This is a genomic window from Amycolatopsis sp. NPDC001319 (assembly GCF_042896185.1).
Lineage (GTDB): Bacteria > Actinomycetota > Actinomycetes > Mycobacteriales > Pseudonocardiaceae > Amycolatopsis.
This window is the reverse complement of record NZ_JBIAWY010000010.1, coordinates 24,831-39,513: the sequence shown is the minus strand read 5'-3', so window position 1 is coordinate 39,513 and position 14,683 is coordinate 24,831. Positions and strand designations below refer to the sequence as shown.

The following is a 14,683-nucleotide window of genomic DNA, read 5'->3' as shown; positions in this document are numbered from 1 at the left end:
CACGGACTCCTTGTTACAGAGGCCGTTAACAAACGCGTGCCGCGCCACTGGACCGCAGGGGTCCGGACACGGCGAGGTCACGATTTTCCTTGCCAGGAACGGTTTCCGGGCCGGTGGGAGTCCACATGATCGGCGAGTACTCCCGTAGTTCGGCGTTGACACATCCCTGGGCGCGACCTATCGTCTCCCGCATCATTTACGGCTGTCAAGTCAGGTACTAAAGTTAAATAAATCCCCCGTCAACCCGCGGCACCCGTCCCCCGCCCGCACTCGCCGGTGAGTGTCGTGGTGCTGGGTGCCGCCCGGGCCGAGGAGCGCGGATGCGACCCGCTGCCACGTTCGACCAGATCCTCACCGAAACCCCGATGCCCCGCCGGGTCCTCGCGATAGCCGCGATCGGCGGCAGCGCGGTGATCTTCGACGGCTACGACCTGCAGTCCCTTTCCTACGCGCTCCCCAAGATCGTCGCCGAGTGGCACATCTCGCCCGTGCAGGCGGGGTGGCTGGCGTCGTTCACCTTCATCGGCCTGTTCCTCGGGGCCGTCGGCCTCGGCGCGCTCGGCGACCGCTTCGGGCGCAAGCGCATGCTCGTGCTCGGTGTGTCCGTGTTCGCCGTTTTCATGGGCACGGCCGGGTTCGCGGGCGACTACACGCAGTTCGCGATCCTGCGGTTCTGCGCCGCCATCGGCATGGGCGGCGTGCTGCCCGCGACGATCGCCATGCTGGGCGAGTACGTGCCCCTGCGCCGGCGCGGCCGGATGACCGCCGTGTCGGCCGGCTGCTTCACGTTCGGCTTCGTGCTCGCCGCCATCGCCGCCACGCTGCTGGTGCCCGACTTCGGCTGGCGCCCGCTGTTCCACATCTCCTACGCGGCTCTGATCGTCGCGGCCCTGATCGCCTGGTTCGTGCCCGAAACGCCGCAGTTCCTCGCGACGCGCAGCCGGTACGACGAAGCGCTCGCGACCGTCAAGCAGGTCTTCCCGACGATCTGGCCGGCGGCGCGAGACGCCGACCCCGCCACCTTCTTCACCGGCCCGCGCACCGAGAACGGCAAGATCCAGCTGCGCACGCTGTGGGCGCCGCACTACCGCAACTCCACCCTCACGCTCTCGCTGCTCTACCTGTTCCTGCAGTTCGTGGTCTACGCGCTCGACTTCTGGATGGTGTCGCTGCTCGTGAAGCACGGCCTGTCGCTGGTCGGCAGCTACTCCTACGCGATCGAGCAGGCCGCCGCGGCCACGATCGGCGGGTTCGTGCTCGGCTGGGTGCTCGACCGCATGAACCAGTACGTGGCGCTCTCCATCGCGTTCGCCGCGGGCGGCGTGTGCCTCGTGCTCTTCGGGTTCGCTTCGTCGGTCGTCGCGCTGTACATCCTCAACGCACTGGCCGGCGCGTTCATCATCGGCGGCCAGAACGTGGTGCACACGCTGGTGATGGCCACCTACGGTCCGGAGGCCCGCGCGACGGGCCTGGGCTGGGCGCTGGGCATCGGCCGCCTCGGCGGGCTGCTCGGTCCGCTCATCGGCGGTTACCTGCTCGCCGCTTCGCTGCCCTTCCCGGTGTACTTCCTGGTCTTCGCGGTGCCGGCGGTGCTGTGTGCGATCACCGTGGTGGTCCTGCGGGCCGTCAAGAAGCCGCAGCCGGCGCCCCTGGCGCGCCAGCTTGACCCAAAATACTAAGCTAAGTACATTACTTGAGTACTGTTAATTTCTTGACCAGGAAGGCCACCATGCGCCTTGCCGTGCCCGACCTCGTCTCGAACTCCTACTTCCCCGCCATCGCGGCCGTGGAGCTCGGGTACCTTCGCGACGAGGGTCTCGACGTGGAATGGGAACTCCTGTTCCCCGTCACCGACGCAGCAATCGCCCTCCGCGAGGGGCGGATCGACTACCTCGCCGGGTGCGCCCACGCCCCGCTCTACGCCGACTCCACCTGGGGCGAGCAGAAGCTGCTGGCCGCGCTCGCGCAGAACATGTACTGGTTCCTCGTGGTGCGGCCCGACCTCGACGTCACCCGCGAGACGCTCGCCAAGCTCCACGACGTCCGCATCGGTGCCGCGCCCGGGCCCGACCTCGGCCTGCGACGGCTGCTCGAGGCCGAAGGCGTGGACCTGACCGGGGCGGGCGTCACCATCGCCCCGGTCGCGGGTGTCGCCGGCGACGTCTCCTTCGGCGTCACGGCCGCCCGGGCCCTGGAAGAAGGCCGGATCGACGCCTTCTGGGCCAACGGCATGGGCACTGAGGTCGCCGTGCGGCGCGGGGTCGGCAAGGTCGTGGTGGACGCCCGCCGCGACGGCTCCGCCCACTCGCTGTACACGTTCCCGGCGCTCATGACCACGGACCGCACGGTCGCGGAACGCCCGGACGAGGCGGCCGCCGTCACCCGCGGCGTGCTGCGGGCCCAGCGCGAGCTGCGCCGGGACCCGTCGCTGGCCACCAAGGTCGGCACCGCGCTGTTCCCGGAGATGGAGGCCGGCCTCATCGCCGGCCTGATCGAGCGGGACGGGCCGTTCTACGAGCCGGCGATCTCCCCCGAGGCCGCCGCCGGGCTCGCCGGGTTCGCCCGCGCGACCGGGCTCACCGACCGCGAGCTGTCCTACGACGACATCGTCGCCGCGGGCGCCCGCGAGCTGTGGCAGGCCTCGTGAAGATCGCCCTCGTCCAGATCGGCAGCCCCGAGGACGAGCCCGTCGCCGCCCGGTTCGACCGGGTGGCCGGGCTCGTCCGCTCCGCGGCCGAGGCCGATCTGATCGTGCTGCCCGAGCTGTGGGCCACCGGGTACTTCGCGTTCGACGACTACGCCCGCGACGCCGAGCCGGCCGACGGACCGTCGCTGGCGCGGCTCGGCGAGCTCGCCCGCGAGACCGGCGCGTACCTGCACGGCGGCAGCTTCGTCGAGCGACTGCCCGACGGCGCCTTGCGTAACACCGCCGTGCTGTTCGACCCGGCCGGCGAGCTCGTGCACAGCTACAGCAAGGTGCACGTGTTCGGCTACCAGTCGAAGGAAGCGCAGCTGCTCAAGCCCGGTGACCACGTGTCCGCGGTGGCGACGCCGTTCGGCGCGGTCGCCGGCACCACGTGCTACGACCTGCGCTTCCCCGAGCTGTGGCGCTGCCTCGTCGACGCCGGCGCGGAGATCGTGATCGTGCCGGCCGCCTGGCCCGCGGCGCGGCTCGCGCACTGGCGCCTGTTCACCACCGCGCGGGCGGTGGAGGACCAGGTGCTCGTGGTGGCGTGCAACGCCACCGGGACCCAGGGCGGGGTCGAGCTCGGCGGGCACAGCCGCGTCGTCGACCCCTGGGGCACCGTGCTCGCCGAAGCCGGCACCGAAGAGGGGATCACCTGGTGCGACGTCGATCCCGGCGTCGTCCCCGCCACGCGCGAGCAGTTCCCCGTGCTCGACGACCGGCTCCCCAGCTACCGCGAACTGACCATCCGAGGAGCGCACGCATGACCGCACTCACCTTCACCGTGGCCGGGACGGGCGAAACCGTCGCGGTCGCCGACTTCGACCTCGTGGTCGCGGGCTACACCGGCCGCGACGAGGCCGCCGTGAAGCACCACATCGACGAGCTCGCCGCCATCGGCGTGCCGCCGCCCGACTCCGTCCCGGCGTTCTACGAGCTCGACGCGGCGCTGGCGACGCAGGCCGCGACCATCTCCGTGGCCGGCACCAACACCTCCGGCGAGGTCGAGCCCGTGCTCGTGCGCGCGGGCGGCAAGCTCTACCTCACCGTGGGCTCCGACCACACCGACCGCGACATCGAGACCTCCAGCGTCAAGGACTCGAAGGCGGCCTGCCCCAAGCCGCTGGGCACCACCGTGGTCCCGGTCGAGAACCCCGACTGGGACGCGATCGTCGCCGAATCCACTGTGGACGGCGTGCGCTACCAGTACGGCCCGCTCAGCGCCCTGCGCATCCCCACCGACGTGCTGGCCCTGCTCGACCGCCCGGCCGAGCGCGACCTGGTGATGTTCTGCGGCACCCTGACGCTGCTCGACGGCAAGTTCGTCCCCGGGAAGGCGTGGACGCTGTCGCTGGCCCTGCCCGGCGGCCCCGCGCTCACCCACGCCTACTCGGTGTCCTGACCCCTCGCACCTGGAGAGAGAAACCCCCATGGCCAAACCGGAACACGAGTTCTTCCCCGCCAAGACGGTGGAGTTCACGCCCTGCGCGGGCGTCGTGCCGCAGCTGACCGAACGCATCCTCGCCGCCGACGGCGACAGCGGCGTCGCGACGCGCATCCTGCGCTTCGAGCCCGGCACCGACACCACCCCCAACGGCGTGCAGGTGCACGACTTCTGGGAAGAGGTCTACATCCTCGAAGGCTCGTTCCACGACACGCGCCTCGGCAAGACCTTCTCCGCCGGCGACTACGCCTGCCGCCCGCCGGGCATGGAGCACGGCCCGTGGACGAGCGAGGAAGGCTGCCTCACGTTCGAGGTGCGCTACCGCGCGAGCTGAACCGTCCACAGCGGACACACGAGAAAGGGCGCCCGGTCCCGGCCGGGCGCCCTTTCTCGTGTTCACGGTCCAGTGAGCACCATCGTCATGCGGGCATGGAAACGGGGCGCCCGGCGTTCGCCGAGCACCCCGCGGTCTGTCTGCCTCGCTTACGCCTGCACGGTCTCCGTGCGGCCACCGAGGTCGTAGCCGGCCAGCGCGCCGTCCACGAGGGCCTCCGCGCGGGCGAAGTCGTAGATCTGGCTCATGCGCGACTTCACCAGGAAGGGCGCGCCGGCGTAGAACATCTCGTACTGCTGGTGGCGGCTCGCGAACTCCGAACCGACGAGGTCCCACACGAGCTTGAGCAGCTTCACGCGCTCGATCGTCGGGTGGCCCGGCGACTGCACGTACCGCTCGAAGTCGGCACGCGCCTCGGGGTTCTCGAAGTCGGCGGCCGAAGACGGCAGCTGGATCACACCACCGCCGACGAGGTCACGCACCAGGTGCAGCAGCTTCGGGTAGAAGTCCGACTGCAGCGTCATGGTCGCGTAGCACTCCTCGCGACCCGGCCACGCCACGCCCTTCTCGTCGAGCTCGCAGTTCTGCTCCTGCGCGTAGACGAGACCGGACACCATGGCCGCGTGGGCGGCCAGCTCACCGAGCACGCCGCGCACCGGCGGGAACTTGTCCGAGCCGTTCATGCGCGCCACGCGCAGCGCCAGGCCCGCCAGCAGGTCCAGCTTCACGGAGAAGCGGATCTGGGCCTGGTTGTTGCCCAGCAGGTGGGCCGGCGTGCGGCTCCACTGGTCGCTGGTGATCTGGCGGTCGCGGAACACGAACACGTGCTCCCACGGCACGAAGACGTCGTCGAACACGATGAGCGAGTCGGTCTCGTCGAAGCGCGTGGCGAGCGGGTAGTCGTACACGCTCGTGGCGGCTTCGGCGTAGCTGCGGCGCGAGTAGATCTTCAGGCCCTCGGCACCGATCGGGACGGCGACGGAGATCGCCTGGTCCTCGTCACCCGGCTGCAGCGGCACGATGCAGCTGAGGATCAGGTAGTCGGAGATCGCCGCGCCCGTGCCGAGCATCTGCGCGCCGGCGATGACGATGCCGTCCTCGCGCTCTTCCTTGACCCCCGCGTACAGGTGCGGGTCGGCCTGCTGGTGCGCCGGCTTGCTGCGATCGATCTGCGGCGGCACGATCGCGTACGAGCAGTAGAGATCGTTGTCGCGCACGTACTCGTAGAACTTCGTGACGTTGTCGGCGAAGCGCTGCCCGCCTGCCGCGAAGACGTCCGAGCGGCCCGCCCAGCCGGCCAGGAAGCCCGCGACGTGCTCGGGGCCGCGGCCCATGAGGCCGAAGGTCGCCTCGGCCGTCCTGCGCAGCGCGACCCGGCGGCGGCGCAGGTCGTCCTCGCCGCGCGGGATGAGGTACGACAGGTTCACCGGGGCGCCGGTGGTCGGGGACGGGAACGTCATCTCCGCGGCGTTGGCCGGGTCGTGCGCGAGGTCGTACACGCGCGCGATGGACTCGACGGCCCCCTTGAACGCGGGGTGCGCGGCGACGTCGGAGACGTATTCGCCGTCGACGAACACCCGCCGGTTGTCGCGCAGTCCTTCGACGTAGTCCTTGCCGGAACGCGTCACGCCGATTCCTCCAAAGCGATCGGTAGCGGCCGGGGCCGCGGGTGGTGGACTCCTGCTTGCAACTGCCGGTATCTGCCCCGGAAGTGCAGGAGCGGTTCGTGGTGCGGCAGCGCCGAGCTGAGCCCGATGCCGCCGACGGTTGCGATGAGCACGGCGTGCGTGCCCGCGTGCACGTCCTGGTCGATTTCGCAGTCCAGGAACGCGAGGGCGCCGGAGAGGGCCGGGCTGTGCCAGCCTTCGCGGCGGGTGAGCCATTCCTCGGGCAGGGCCTTGTCCGCGCCCGGGCGGGCGCAGTGGTCCGAGATCTCGCGCGCCGGCGAGCCGAGGATGTTCACGCCGAACCGACGGGTTTCGGCGATCCGCTCGTACGTGCGGGTGGAACGGTTGACACAGACCAGGATCATCAGCGGATCGACCGACACCGACGAGAACGCGGTGGCGGTCATGCCGAGCGGGCGACCGGCCGCGTCCCAGAGGGTGATGACGTTGACGCTGGCCGCGAAAGAACCGAGCGCCGCCTTGAATCCGCTGGGATCACTGTCCGCGGGGTGCAGAGCCATGGGGTGACCTCCTGGGCCAGAAGGCTAACAAGAATACCTTACTTTAGTCAACTAAAATGGTGCGACGTATGATCGCCGGGTTCGCTCGCCGCCGCGCTCGTCCGAGAGGCCGTGCTCGTCCGAAAGGAAGCCGCTCCCCCATGAACGACGCAATGCGCGCCTACACGAAGTGGGCCGACATCGGCGACGCCAAGCGAAGCCGCGAGTTCCAGGCGTACGTGAAGAACATCGCCGACGCGCGCTACGTGACCCGCCGCGTACTGCGGATCGTCGACGAGCAGGCGAAGACCCACGGCCTGGAACCCCTGCTGCACCAGGCACTCCTGCAGGTGTACGGATCCAACGAGGCCCGCGGCATCACCGTGAGCACGCTGGCGGCCAGGCTCGACGTGGCCGCCGCCTTCGCGTCACGCATGGTGCGCCGCCTGGAGGAGCTCGGCCTGGTGACCCGCGAGGCGTCGGAGAGCGACCGCCGCGCGACCAACGTCGTCGCCACTGACGCCGGCGCGGAGAAGCTCGCGGAGATCGACGACGAGGTGCACCACAGCGTCGCTTTCCTGCAGCACCAGCTGACCGAGGACGAACGTCTGTCGGCGTTGTCGATCTTCGCGTTCTACGTGGGCCTCGACCCCGACTCGGCCATCGCCGAAGCCATCCGCGCAGCTGCCGATTCCTGAGCCCTTCCCTGATATAGTGTCCTCAGGTCATTGACTTGGTGATGTTTTCGAGTGCCGACGTCATCATCGAGCGGGCCGGGGACACGGGGAGGAACACGGTGGAGGACGGGACCGCGGAGCTGCTCGCCCTGTGGGGCAAGGGCGCGGTCGCGTCGAGCGACCTCGACTTCGCCAACCACGTCAAGGCGATCGCGCACGCGCGGTTCGTGCTGCGCAAGATCCTGCGGCTGCTCGACGAGCAGGCCATCGCGGGCGGGCTGCAGCCGCTGCAGCACCAGGCGCTGCTGCAGATCTTCGGCGCCGAAGGACCCCTGCCGGTGAACAAGGTCGCCGAGCGGCTCGACATCGCCCCCGCGCTCGCGTCGCGCCTGATCCGCCAGCTCGAGGAGAAGGGGCTCGTGCACCGCGCCCGCATCCCCGACGACCGCCGGGTCATCGCCGTGCACGCGTCCGAGGCCGGCGTCGAGGTGCTGCGCACCATCGACAACGCCGTGCACCACCACGTGAACCACTTCCAGCGCCAGCTCACCGACGAGGGCAAGTTCGGCGCGCTGGCGACGTTCTCGTTCTACCTGGGGCTGGACTCCGACCCGCGGCTGGCACTGCTGCTCACCGCGGCCGGGCACCACGCGCACGCGCACCACCACTGACACCCCGCCGAACTGCGAACCGCCGAACCGCGGACGTGGAAAGAGGCTCCGGCCCGGGTGCGTCCACACCGGACCGGAGCCTCCCGGCCTTCGTCAGTTCTGCGGGCGGTACCGCAGCAGGAAACCTTCGATCCCCGACACGAGCATGTTGATCACGAGCGCCACCAGCCCGACCACGACCACGAGCCCGTAGACCTGGGCCGACTGGAAGTTCTGCTGCGCGGTCTCCATGAGCTTGCCCAGCCCGGACACCTGCGTGCTGATCTCGACCACGAGCACCAGCACCAGCGTGAGCGGCGCCGCGATCTTCACGCCCAGCAGCAGGCCCGGCACGATCGCGGGCAGGTGGATCTTGCGGAACGCCGCGAACTTCCCGAGCCGCAGCGTCGAAGCCACGTCGGAGAGCACGACGTCGGCCGACTTCGCCGACTGGCGCACCTGCAGCAGCACGGGCCACAGAGCGCCGAAGACCACCACGTACAGCTTCATCGACTCGGTGTAGCCCACGAGCAGCACGGCCAGCGGCACGAGCGCGACGCCCGGCAGGAACCGGAAGTACTCCAGGATCGGGCCGAGCAGGCGTTCGGCCAGCGGGACGTGGCCGATCAGCAGGCCGAGCACCGCGCCGAGCACGGTGGCGGCCAGCAGCGAGATCACGAACGTCTCGAGCGTGGCGAGCAGCCCGTCGACCAGCGCGCCGCCGGAAGTGAGCTCCCACGTCTGGCTGAACCAGGCGGCCGGCGGCGGGAAGAACGTGCTCGAACTGTCGCCGATCACCTGCCACAGCACGAGCAGCAGCGCGAGCGGAAGCAGGCCGCGCAGGGGCGCGACGCCGGACTTGCGGGTTCTACGCGGCATCGTCGGCCCCCAGCGCGGCTTGACGGGCACCCGGCACGAACCGGAGTGTCCACACGAGAATGAAGTTGAGCAGGATGCCGAGCACGCCGGTCAGCAGGATGTAGGAGAACATCGCCGCCGGGCGCAACGACTGCTGCTGCTCCACGAGCGCGTAGCCGATGCCCTGGGGGTCGCCGACGATCTCGGCGACGATGGCGAGCACCAGCGCGGCCGAAAGGCTCAGCCGCAGCGCCACCACGATCTTCGGCAGGGCCGTGGGCAGCGCGAACTTCACGACCTTGGCCACCGGCGAGAGGCCGAGGCTGCGCGCGAGGTCCTGGTGCACCGGGTTCACGCCGCGCACGCCGTCGATCGTGCTGATCGCGACGGGCCAGATCGCGACCCACGCGGCGATCACGATCTCCATCTCCACCGTCTGCGCCAGCAGGATCACCACGATCGGCACGAACGAGATCGCCGGCAGCGCGCGCAGCACCTCCACCGACGCCATACCGTACGTCCACGCGGGACGGACGAGCCCGAGCAACAGCCCGAGCAGCAGGCCCAGCACGGAACCGAGCGCCCAGCCGCCGAGGCAGGCGGCGAGCGTGTGCGCGGTGTTCGTGAGCAGCTCACCGGAGGAGGCGAGATCCACTGTGGACGACCAGATGTCCGACGGGGCCGGGATGTTGTCGTAAGGCAGTAGCCCGGCCGATTTCACCAGCTGCCACAACAGGATCACGGCCACCGGCACCGCGAACCCGATCAAGCGCCTCATTCGGCCGCCGCCTCGGATTCCGCCCGCAGCGCCTCGTACACGCGGTGACGGGCGGCGAGGTAGGCCGGGAGCTCCTTGGTGGCCACCTGGTCGCGCGGGCGCGGCAGGTCGATGCGCAGCTCGCGCCCGACGGTGGCCGGGCGGCCGGCGAGCACGAGCACGCGGTCGGACAGGTACACGGCCTCGTCGATGTCGTGGGTCACGAACACCACGGTCGCACCGGTGACCGCGGCGACCTTGAGCAGCTCGTCCTGCAGCTGCGCCTTGGTCATCGCGTCGAGCGCGCCGAAGGGCTCGTCCATCAGCAGGACCTCGGGGCGCATCACGAGCGAGCGCGCGATCTGCACGCGCTGCTGCATGCCGCCCGAGAGCTGCCACGGGTAGTCCTTGCCGCGGTCGGCGAGACCGACCAGGTCGAGCGCCTCGCGGACGCGTTCGTCGCGTTCGGCCTTGCTCGTGCGGCCTTCCAGGCCCAGCGCGACGTTGCGCTCCACCGTGCGCCACTGCAGCAGCGACGCGGCGTAGTTCTGGAACACGATGCCGACGCCGGCGGGCGGGCCGGTGATCTCCTTCCCGCGGAACCGCACGGACGAGCCTTCGCCCGGGGAGAGGAGCCCGGCGAGGATCCGCAGCAAGGTCGTCTTCCCGGTGCCGGACGGCCCGAGAATGCTGAGGAACTCCCCTTGGGCACAGGAAAAGCCGACGTCCTCGAGCACCCGCAGCACCTTGTTGCGCGTGCGGTACTCGACGAACAGCTTCGAACAGGAAAACGCATCCGCCGTCTCGGTGGCCGGCGCGGTGGCTTCTACGGTCACGGGATCGGGACCTCCTTCAGGGCTGGCGTTGGCCATGATGGGCGCCTAACCTTCCACACGTCAATGACTTGAGTAGTGCTTTTTGGTCTGCGATCCAGGCTTAACAAGGCCGTTACCAACGTTCTGAGCTGGACCATTGAGAGATTAGCTAACTTGAGTTACTGTCTCTGCTCAACTACTCCGGATAGTGAATCTCTCCCCGGATCCCCATCCCCATCCCCCCACTCCTACGGAGGCGCCATGAGGGGCACCCGCATCACCACGCTGGCCACCGCACTCCTGGCGGCCGCACTCGCCGTGTCCGCCTGTGGCGGCTCCAGCGGCTCGACGTCCTCGGCCGACGGCAAGATCCGCATCGCGCTGAACAACACCAACGACTCGCTCGCGGTGCTGGTGGCCGACCAACAAGGATTTTTCGCCAAGCACGGCGTGAAGGGCGTTTCCACCACGACGCTCAACGACATCACGCTGGTGCCCTCGTTGCTGGGCAAGCAGTACGACCTCGGGTTCAGCGTCGCGCCGATCATGCTGCGCGCGTCCTCGTCCGGCGTGCCGCTCGTGGCCGTGTCGGGCAACAACGGCGACTCGCCCGAGGACCAGAGCGTGCAGATCTTCGTGCGCCCGGACATCACGGACGTGAAACAGCTGCAGGGCAAGCGCATCGGCTCGCCGACGCTCACCGGCAACATCAACATCGCCACGAAGGCGTGGCTGTCGAAGAACGGCGTGAACCCCGCGGCCGAGCAGTTCGTGCAGGTGCCGACGCCGAACATGATCGACGAGCTGAAGGCCGGCCAGGTCGACGCCGTCGAGGTGATCAACCCGTTCATCACCGTCGGCAAGCAGGCCGGGATGCGCAGCCTCGGCGACCCGGAGCGGGCGCTGAGCCCGAACTACCTCGGTGGCACGTACTGGATCGCCTCGAAGGACTGGACCGCGGCGAACCCCCAGCTCGCCGACGGGTTCAAGGCGGCGCTGCAGGACGCGGCGCAGTGGATCAAGGCCAACAACGACAAGGCCTACACCGCCTTGGCCGCCTACACCAAGGTCACGCCCGAGCAGGCGAAGAAGTCCCCGCTGGGCGAGTTCACCACCGAGGTCTCACAGGACGACCTGAAGATCTGGGGCGACGCCATGAAGCAGTTCGGCGGCTTCGGCGGCACGGTCGACTACAGCAAGCTCGTCTACACCGGTTCGAAGTGACGGGAGCACGACAAGTGTCCACTGAGGACAAAACGGCCGCGGCGGTCACCTACCGCCCCGCGGAGACACCGGCGTCCCTGCTCGACTTCCACGCACCCGACGGCGTTTCGCTGCAGTACTACGAGATCACCTCGCTCGACGGGCGGTCCGGGCCGGCCGCGCACCTGGTGCCGGCCGAGCCGTTGCCCGACGCGCCGCTCGTGCTGAGCGTGCACGGCAGCGGTGGCAGCATCGGCAGCCTGCCGGTGCGCACGCTCGCCCTCGGCCTCAGCGGCCGCGGCGTGCCGGTGCTCGCGATCAACACCCGCCAGTCGGGCGATGCCGTGAACACCGACAACTTCTACGCGACCGTGCGCGACATCGAGGCCGCGTACTGGACGGCGCGTTCGCTGGGCTACTCGAAGATCGTGCTGCACGGGCACAGCCTCGGCACGTCGCAGGTGTCGTACTTCGCGGCCACGCACTGGCACCCGGAGACGGCGGGCATCGCGCTGACCGGGATGTTCGCGGACCTGCCGTGGAAGTCGCGCCACCTGCTGATCAACGACGAGGCCACCTACCGCGCGCTGACCGAGGAGGCCGTGGCCGCGGCGCAGGCCGGCGACTTCGGCCGCACGCTGTCCACGCAGATGTCGTGGCTCGGCGGGCGCACGGTTCCGGTGACCGCGCAGCACTTCCTCACCTACCGGCGCACGGGCACCGCGGGCGCGCGCAGCATCGAGTGGATCGCCCGCGTGCCCAACCCGATCCTCATGGTGCGCGACCAGCACGACACCGTGATCCACGACTTCGAGCCCGGCTGGCTGGAGGCGGCGCTGGAGCAGGGCATCTCGCCGTCGGTCACGTCGGTGTCGCTGCCGTCGCCGGAAGGCACGGAGGGGCACCGCTTCGACGGCTCGGGCGAGTCGCTGGTGGACACCGTGGCCGGCTGGCTCGCGAAACTCGGCTGAAAGGAACTGACGAAGACATGGGACAGAGCGTGGTGGTCGTGGGCGCGGGTCCGGTGGGCGCGGTGTTCGCGCTCGCGGCCGCCCGGCGGGGGTTCGACGTGACGCTGCTGGAAGCGGAGCAGGCCGTCGAGGACGCCCCGCGAGCCGCGACAGTGCACCCCTCCACCCTGGCGATGCTCGGCGAGCTGGGCCTGATGGACGACGTCGTCGCCCGCGGGCTCGTCGCGCGGTACTTCGACTTCTGGGACCGGCCGGAGCGTTCCCTCATCGCGCGGCTCGACCACGACGTGCTGCGCGACGTGACGCCTTATCCGTTCGTGGTCCAGATCGAGCAGCACAAGATCGTGAACATGGTGCTGGAGCGGCTGTCCGGAGTGGACGTCCGCTTCGGCGCCGCGGTGACGGGCGTGACGCAGGACGCGGACTCCGCCACCGTGCACACGGCCGAGGGCCCGGTGACCGCCGACTACGTGGTCGGCGCCGACGGCGGGCGCAGCACCGTGCGCAAGGCGCTGGGGATCGAGTTCGAGGGCTACACGTGGCCCGAGCGGTTCCTGGTCCTCACCACGCTGTTCGACTTCCAGTCCGAACTGGACTGCAGCTACCGCAACTACTGGGCCGACCCGCGCGAGTGGGTCAACCTGTTCAAGGTCGCCGGCGACGACGGCAAGGGCCGCTGGCGCGCCGTCTTCCCCACCACCGTGGGCGAAACCGACGACGAAGCCGTGGGCGACGAGGGCGCGCGGGCCCGGCTTTCGGGCCTGGCGCTCTCGGCGAACCCCGCGGACCAGCTCGTGCACCGCAAGCTGTACAACGTCCACCAGCGCGTGGCGGCCAGCTTCCGCTCCGGCCGCGTCTTCCTCGCCGGCGACGCCGCCCACGTCAACAACCCCATCGGCGGCCTGGGCCTGAACTGCGGCATCCACGACGCCGTCGAGCTGGCCTCCTCGCTGCACGCGTTCGCCTCCACGGCCGACGAGAAGGTTCTCGACCGCTACGACCTGCGCCGCCGCACGGTGAACATCGAGTTCGTGCAGCAGCAGACCGTGACGAACAAGCGCCGCCTGGAGGAAAAGGACCCCGTGCGGCGCAAGGAACGCCTGGCCGAACTCGCGGCGCTGGGCGACGACGCGGAGCTGGAGTTCAAGTTCCTGATGAACTCGTCCCTGCTCAACAGCGTGGCTCGGGCCGAGTCCCTCGGCTGACCCCCGCTCTCTCCCCCTCCCCCAGGCGCCCCCATGCGGCGTTGGGTGCGTCCATCGCACCGAACGCCGCATGGGGTGCGTCGTCCGCACCCCATGCCGTAAGGGGAAGTGCTAGAGGCGGATGCCGGCGAGCTGGGTGCCCTGGGCGACCAGTTTGCCGGTGCTGTCCCAGATGTGGCAGGACTCGTCGACGCGGCTGTCGGTGATGAGGTGGGCGCGGTGGAGGACGCGGAGCGGGCCGGGGGCCGGGCGGGCGCGGACATAGGCCGTCAGCTCGAGGGTGGGCACCCAGCCCGACGGGGCGAGGTCGAAGGTGGCGGGCGGGAAGGCGTCGACGGCGAACAGGAGGCTCACCGGGTCGAACGGTTCGCCGCCGGGGAGGGTGAGGCGGCCGAGGAGCTCGCCGCGGCCGGAGGGGCCGTCGGTGAAGACGCGGGCGCTGGCGGGGTCGAGGAGGACCTCGATCTCGTCCATGATGGCCACCGGCAGGCCGAGCGGTGTGGCGCCCGGGACGCGGAACGCGGACTCGACGTCGAAGCGCGGGTCAGGCAGGCCGTCCTGCCAGTACGGCTCGCCCTCCGTGAGCGTGCCGACGGTGAAGAGGGCCTCGACCGCGGTCTTGCCGTTCTGGACGAGGCGGCCGCGCACCTGGCTGGAACCGCGGCCGGTGCGCAGCGTCTCGATCTCGACCTCGGCCGGGCCCGGGTCGGGCGGGCGCAGGTAGTGGGCGCTGGCGGCGAGCACGTCGGGGTGCTCGCGCTCGGCGACAGCGGCGCGCGCGATCAACGAGAGCAGGTAGCCGCCGTTCGGCTTGCCACCGATTGTCCACTGCGGGCTGATGTCCGCGTCGAAACCACCGGGCGACCGCCGTTTGACGGCGGACACCGCGGCGAAGGTCGTCGTGCTCACCGGGACC

At 70.0% G+C, this 14,683-nt stretch carries 16 protein-coding genes; 10 read left to right on the top strand and 6 right to left on the bottom strand.

Annotated features, from left to right (window positions below; all coding sequences use genetic code 11):
- Positions 1 to 320 precede the first annotated feature (320 nt).
- The 5 genes from ACFY1H_RS33465 to ACFY1H_RS33445 are packed head-to-tail and all read left to right on the top strand — an operon-like array spanning position 321 to position 4,464.
- A complete protein-coding gene (locus ACFY1H_RS33465) occupies positions 321 to 1,679 on the top strand; it encodes an MFS transporter (RefSeq protein ID WP_366587963.1) in 1,359 nt (452 codons plus the stop codon).
- A 32-nt stretch (positions 1,680 to 1,711) separates the two neighbouring features.
- Positions 1,712 to 2,647, top strand: coding sequence for an ABC transporter substrate-binding protein (locus ACFY1H_RS33460; RefSeq protein WP_386953122.1), 936 nt, complete (start codon positions 1,712 to 1,714; stop codon positions 2,645 to 2,647).
- Positions 2,644 to 3,453 carry a carbon-nitrogen family hydrolase gene (locus tag ACFY1H_RS33455; RefSeq protein ID WP_366587958.1) on the top strand — a complete coding sequence of 270 codons (810 nt, stop codon included), beginning with the start codon at positions 2,644 to 2,646 and terminating at the stop codon, positions 3,451 to 3,453. The genes ACFY1H_RS33460 and ACFY1H_RS33455 overlap by 4 nt, the downstream gene beginning before the upstream one ends.
- Positions 3,450 to 4,088 (top strand): DUF2848 family protein, encoded by a 639-nt coding sequence (locus tag ACFY1H_RS33450; RefSeq protein WP_386953119.1) that lies wholly within the window; start codon positions 3,450 to 3,452, stop codon positions 4,086 to 4,088. Before ACFY1H_RS33455 ends, ACFY1H_RS33450 begins: the two co-directional genes overlap by 4 nt.
- Positions 4,089 to 4,116: 28 nt before the next feature.
- Positions 4,117 to 4,464: a cupin domain-containing protein gene (locus ACFY1H_RS33445; RefSeq protein WP_220239106.1), complete on the top strand. Its 348-nt coding sequence runs from the start codon at positions 4,117 to 4,119 to the stop codon at positions 4,462 to 4,464.
- Positions 4,465 to 4,613: 149 nt separating this feature from the next.
- Here ACFY1H_RS33445 and ACFY1H_RS33440 read toward each other — a convergent pair whose 3' ends face one another.
- Complete coding sequence (locus tag ACFY1H_RS33440) at positions 4,614 to 6,092, bottom strand: 4-hydroxyphenylacetate 3-hydroxylase N-terminal domain-containing protein (protein WP_366587953.1); 1,479 nt, start codon at positions 6,090 to 6,092, stop codon at positions 4,614 to 4,616.
- Positions 6,089 to 6,652 carry a flavin reductase family protein gene (locus ACFY1H_RS33435; protein WP_366587951.1) on the bottom strand — a complete coding sequence of 188 codons (564 nt, stop codon included), beginning with the start codon at positions 6,650 to 6,652 and terminating at the stop codon, positions 6,089 to 6,091. The genes ACFY1H_RS33440 and ACFY1H_RS33435 overlap by 4 nt, the downstream gene beginning before the upstream one ends.
- A 140-nt stretch (positions 6,653 to 6,792) precedes the next feature.
- Here ACFY1H_RS33435 and ACFY1H_RS33430 point away from each other — a divergent pair, with 140 nt between their 5' ends.
- On the top strand, positions 6,793 to 7,329 hold the full coding sequence (locus tag ACFY1H_RS33430; protein WP_285968433.1) for a MarR family winged helix-turn-helix transcriptional regulator: 537 nt from the start codon (positions 6,793 to 6,795) through the stop codon (positions 7,327 to 7,329).
- 98 nt (positions 7,330 to 7,427) lie between these two features.
- The gene (locus ACFY1H_RS33425) at positions 7,428 to 7,979 is read left to right on the top strand and encodes a MarR family transcriptional regulator (protein ID WP_366587949.1); all 552 of its coding nucleotides are present in this window, start codon (positions 7,428 to 7,430) and stop codon (positions 7,977 to 7,979) included.
- Between the two features lie 93 nt (positions 7,980 to 8,072).
- Here the strand turns inward: ACFY1H_RS33425 and ACFY1H_RS33420 are convergent, their stop codons facing one another.
- From ACFY1H_RS33420 to ACFY1H_RS33410, 3 genes are read right to left on the bottom strand one after another with little or no spacing between them, the layout of a single operon-like run.
- The gene (locus tag ACFY1H_RS33420; protein WP_366587946.1) at positions 8,073 to 8,837 is read right to left on the bottom strand and encodes an ABC transporter permease subunit; all 765 of its coding nucleotides are present in this window, start codon (positions 8,835 to 8,837) and stop codon (positions 8,073 to 8,075) included.
- Positions 8,827 to 9,594, bottom strand: coding sequence for an ABC transporter permease subunit (locus ACFY1H_RS33415; RefSeq protein WP_366587944.1), 768 nt, complete (start codon positions 9,592 to 9,594; stop codon positions 8,827 to 8,829). The genes ACFY1H_RS33420 and ACFY1H_RS33415 overlap by 11 nt, the downstream gene beginning before the upstream one ends.
- Positions 9,591 to 10,409 carry an ABC transporter ATP-binding protein gene (locus ACFY1H_RS33410; RefSeq protein WP_366587941.1) on the bottom strand — a complete coding sequence of 273 codons (819 nt, stop codon included), beginning with the start codon at positions 10,407 to 10,409 and terminating at the stop codon, positions 9,591 to 9,593. Before ACFY1H_RS33410 ends, ACFY1H_RS33415 begins: the two co-directional genes overlap by 4 nt.
- Before the next feature lie 240 nt (positions 10,410 to 10,649).
- Here ACFY1H_RS33410 and ACFY1H_RS33405 point away from each other — a divergent pair, with 240 nt between their 5' ends.
- From ACFY1H_RS33405 to ACFY1H_RS33395, 3 genes are read left to right on the top strand one after another with little or no spacing between them, the layout of a single operon-like run.
- Positions 10,650 to 11,612 (top strand): ABC transporter substrate-binding protein, encoded by a 963-nt coding sequence (locus ACFY1H_RS33405; RefSeq protein ID WP_366587939.1) that lies wholly within the window; start codon positions 10,650 to 10,652, stop codon positions 11,610 to 11,612.
- Between the two features lie 14 nt (positions 11,613 to 11,626).
- A complete protein-coding gene (locus ACFY1H_RS33400) occupies positions 11,627 to 12,562 on the top strand; it encodes an alpha/beta fold hydrolase (protein WP_366587937.1) in 936 nt (311 codons plus the stop codon).
- Between the two features lie 17 nt (positions 12,563 to 12,579).
- Positions 12,580 to 13,767, top strand: a complete 1,188-nt coding sequence (locus ACFY1H_RS33395; RefSeq protein ID WP_366587934.1) for an NAD(P)/FAD-dependent oxidoreductase — start codon at positions 12,580 to 12,582, stop codon at positions 13,765 to 13,767.
- A 111-nt stretch (positions 13,768 to 13,878) separates the two neighbouring features.
- Here the strand turns inward: ACFY1H_RS33395 and ACFY1H_RS33390 are convergent, their stop codons facing one another.
- Complete coding sequence (locus ACFY1H_RS33390; RefSeq protein WP_366587931.1) at positions 13,879 to 14,676, bottom strand: thioesterase family protein; 798 nt, start codon at positions 14,674 to 14,676, stop codon at positions 13,879 to 13,881.
- Positions 14,677 to 14,683: the final 7 nt, after the last annotated feature.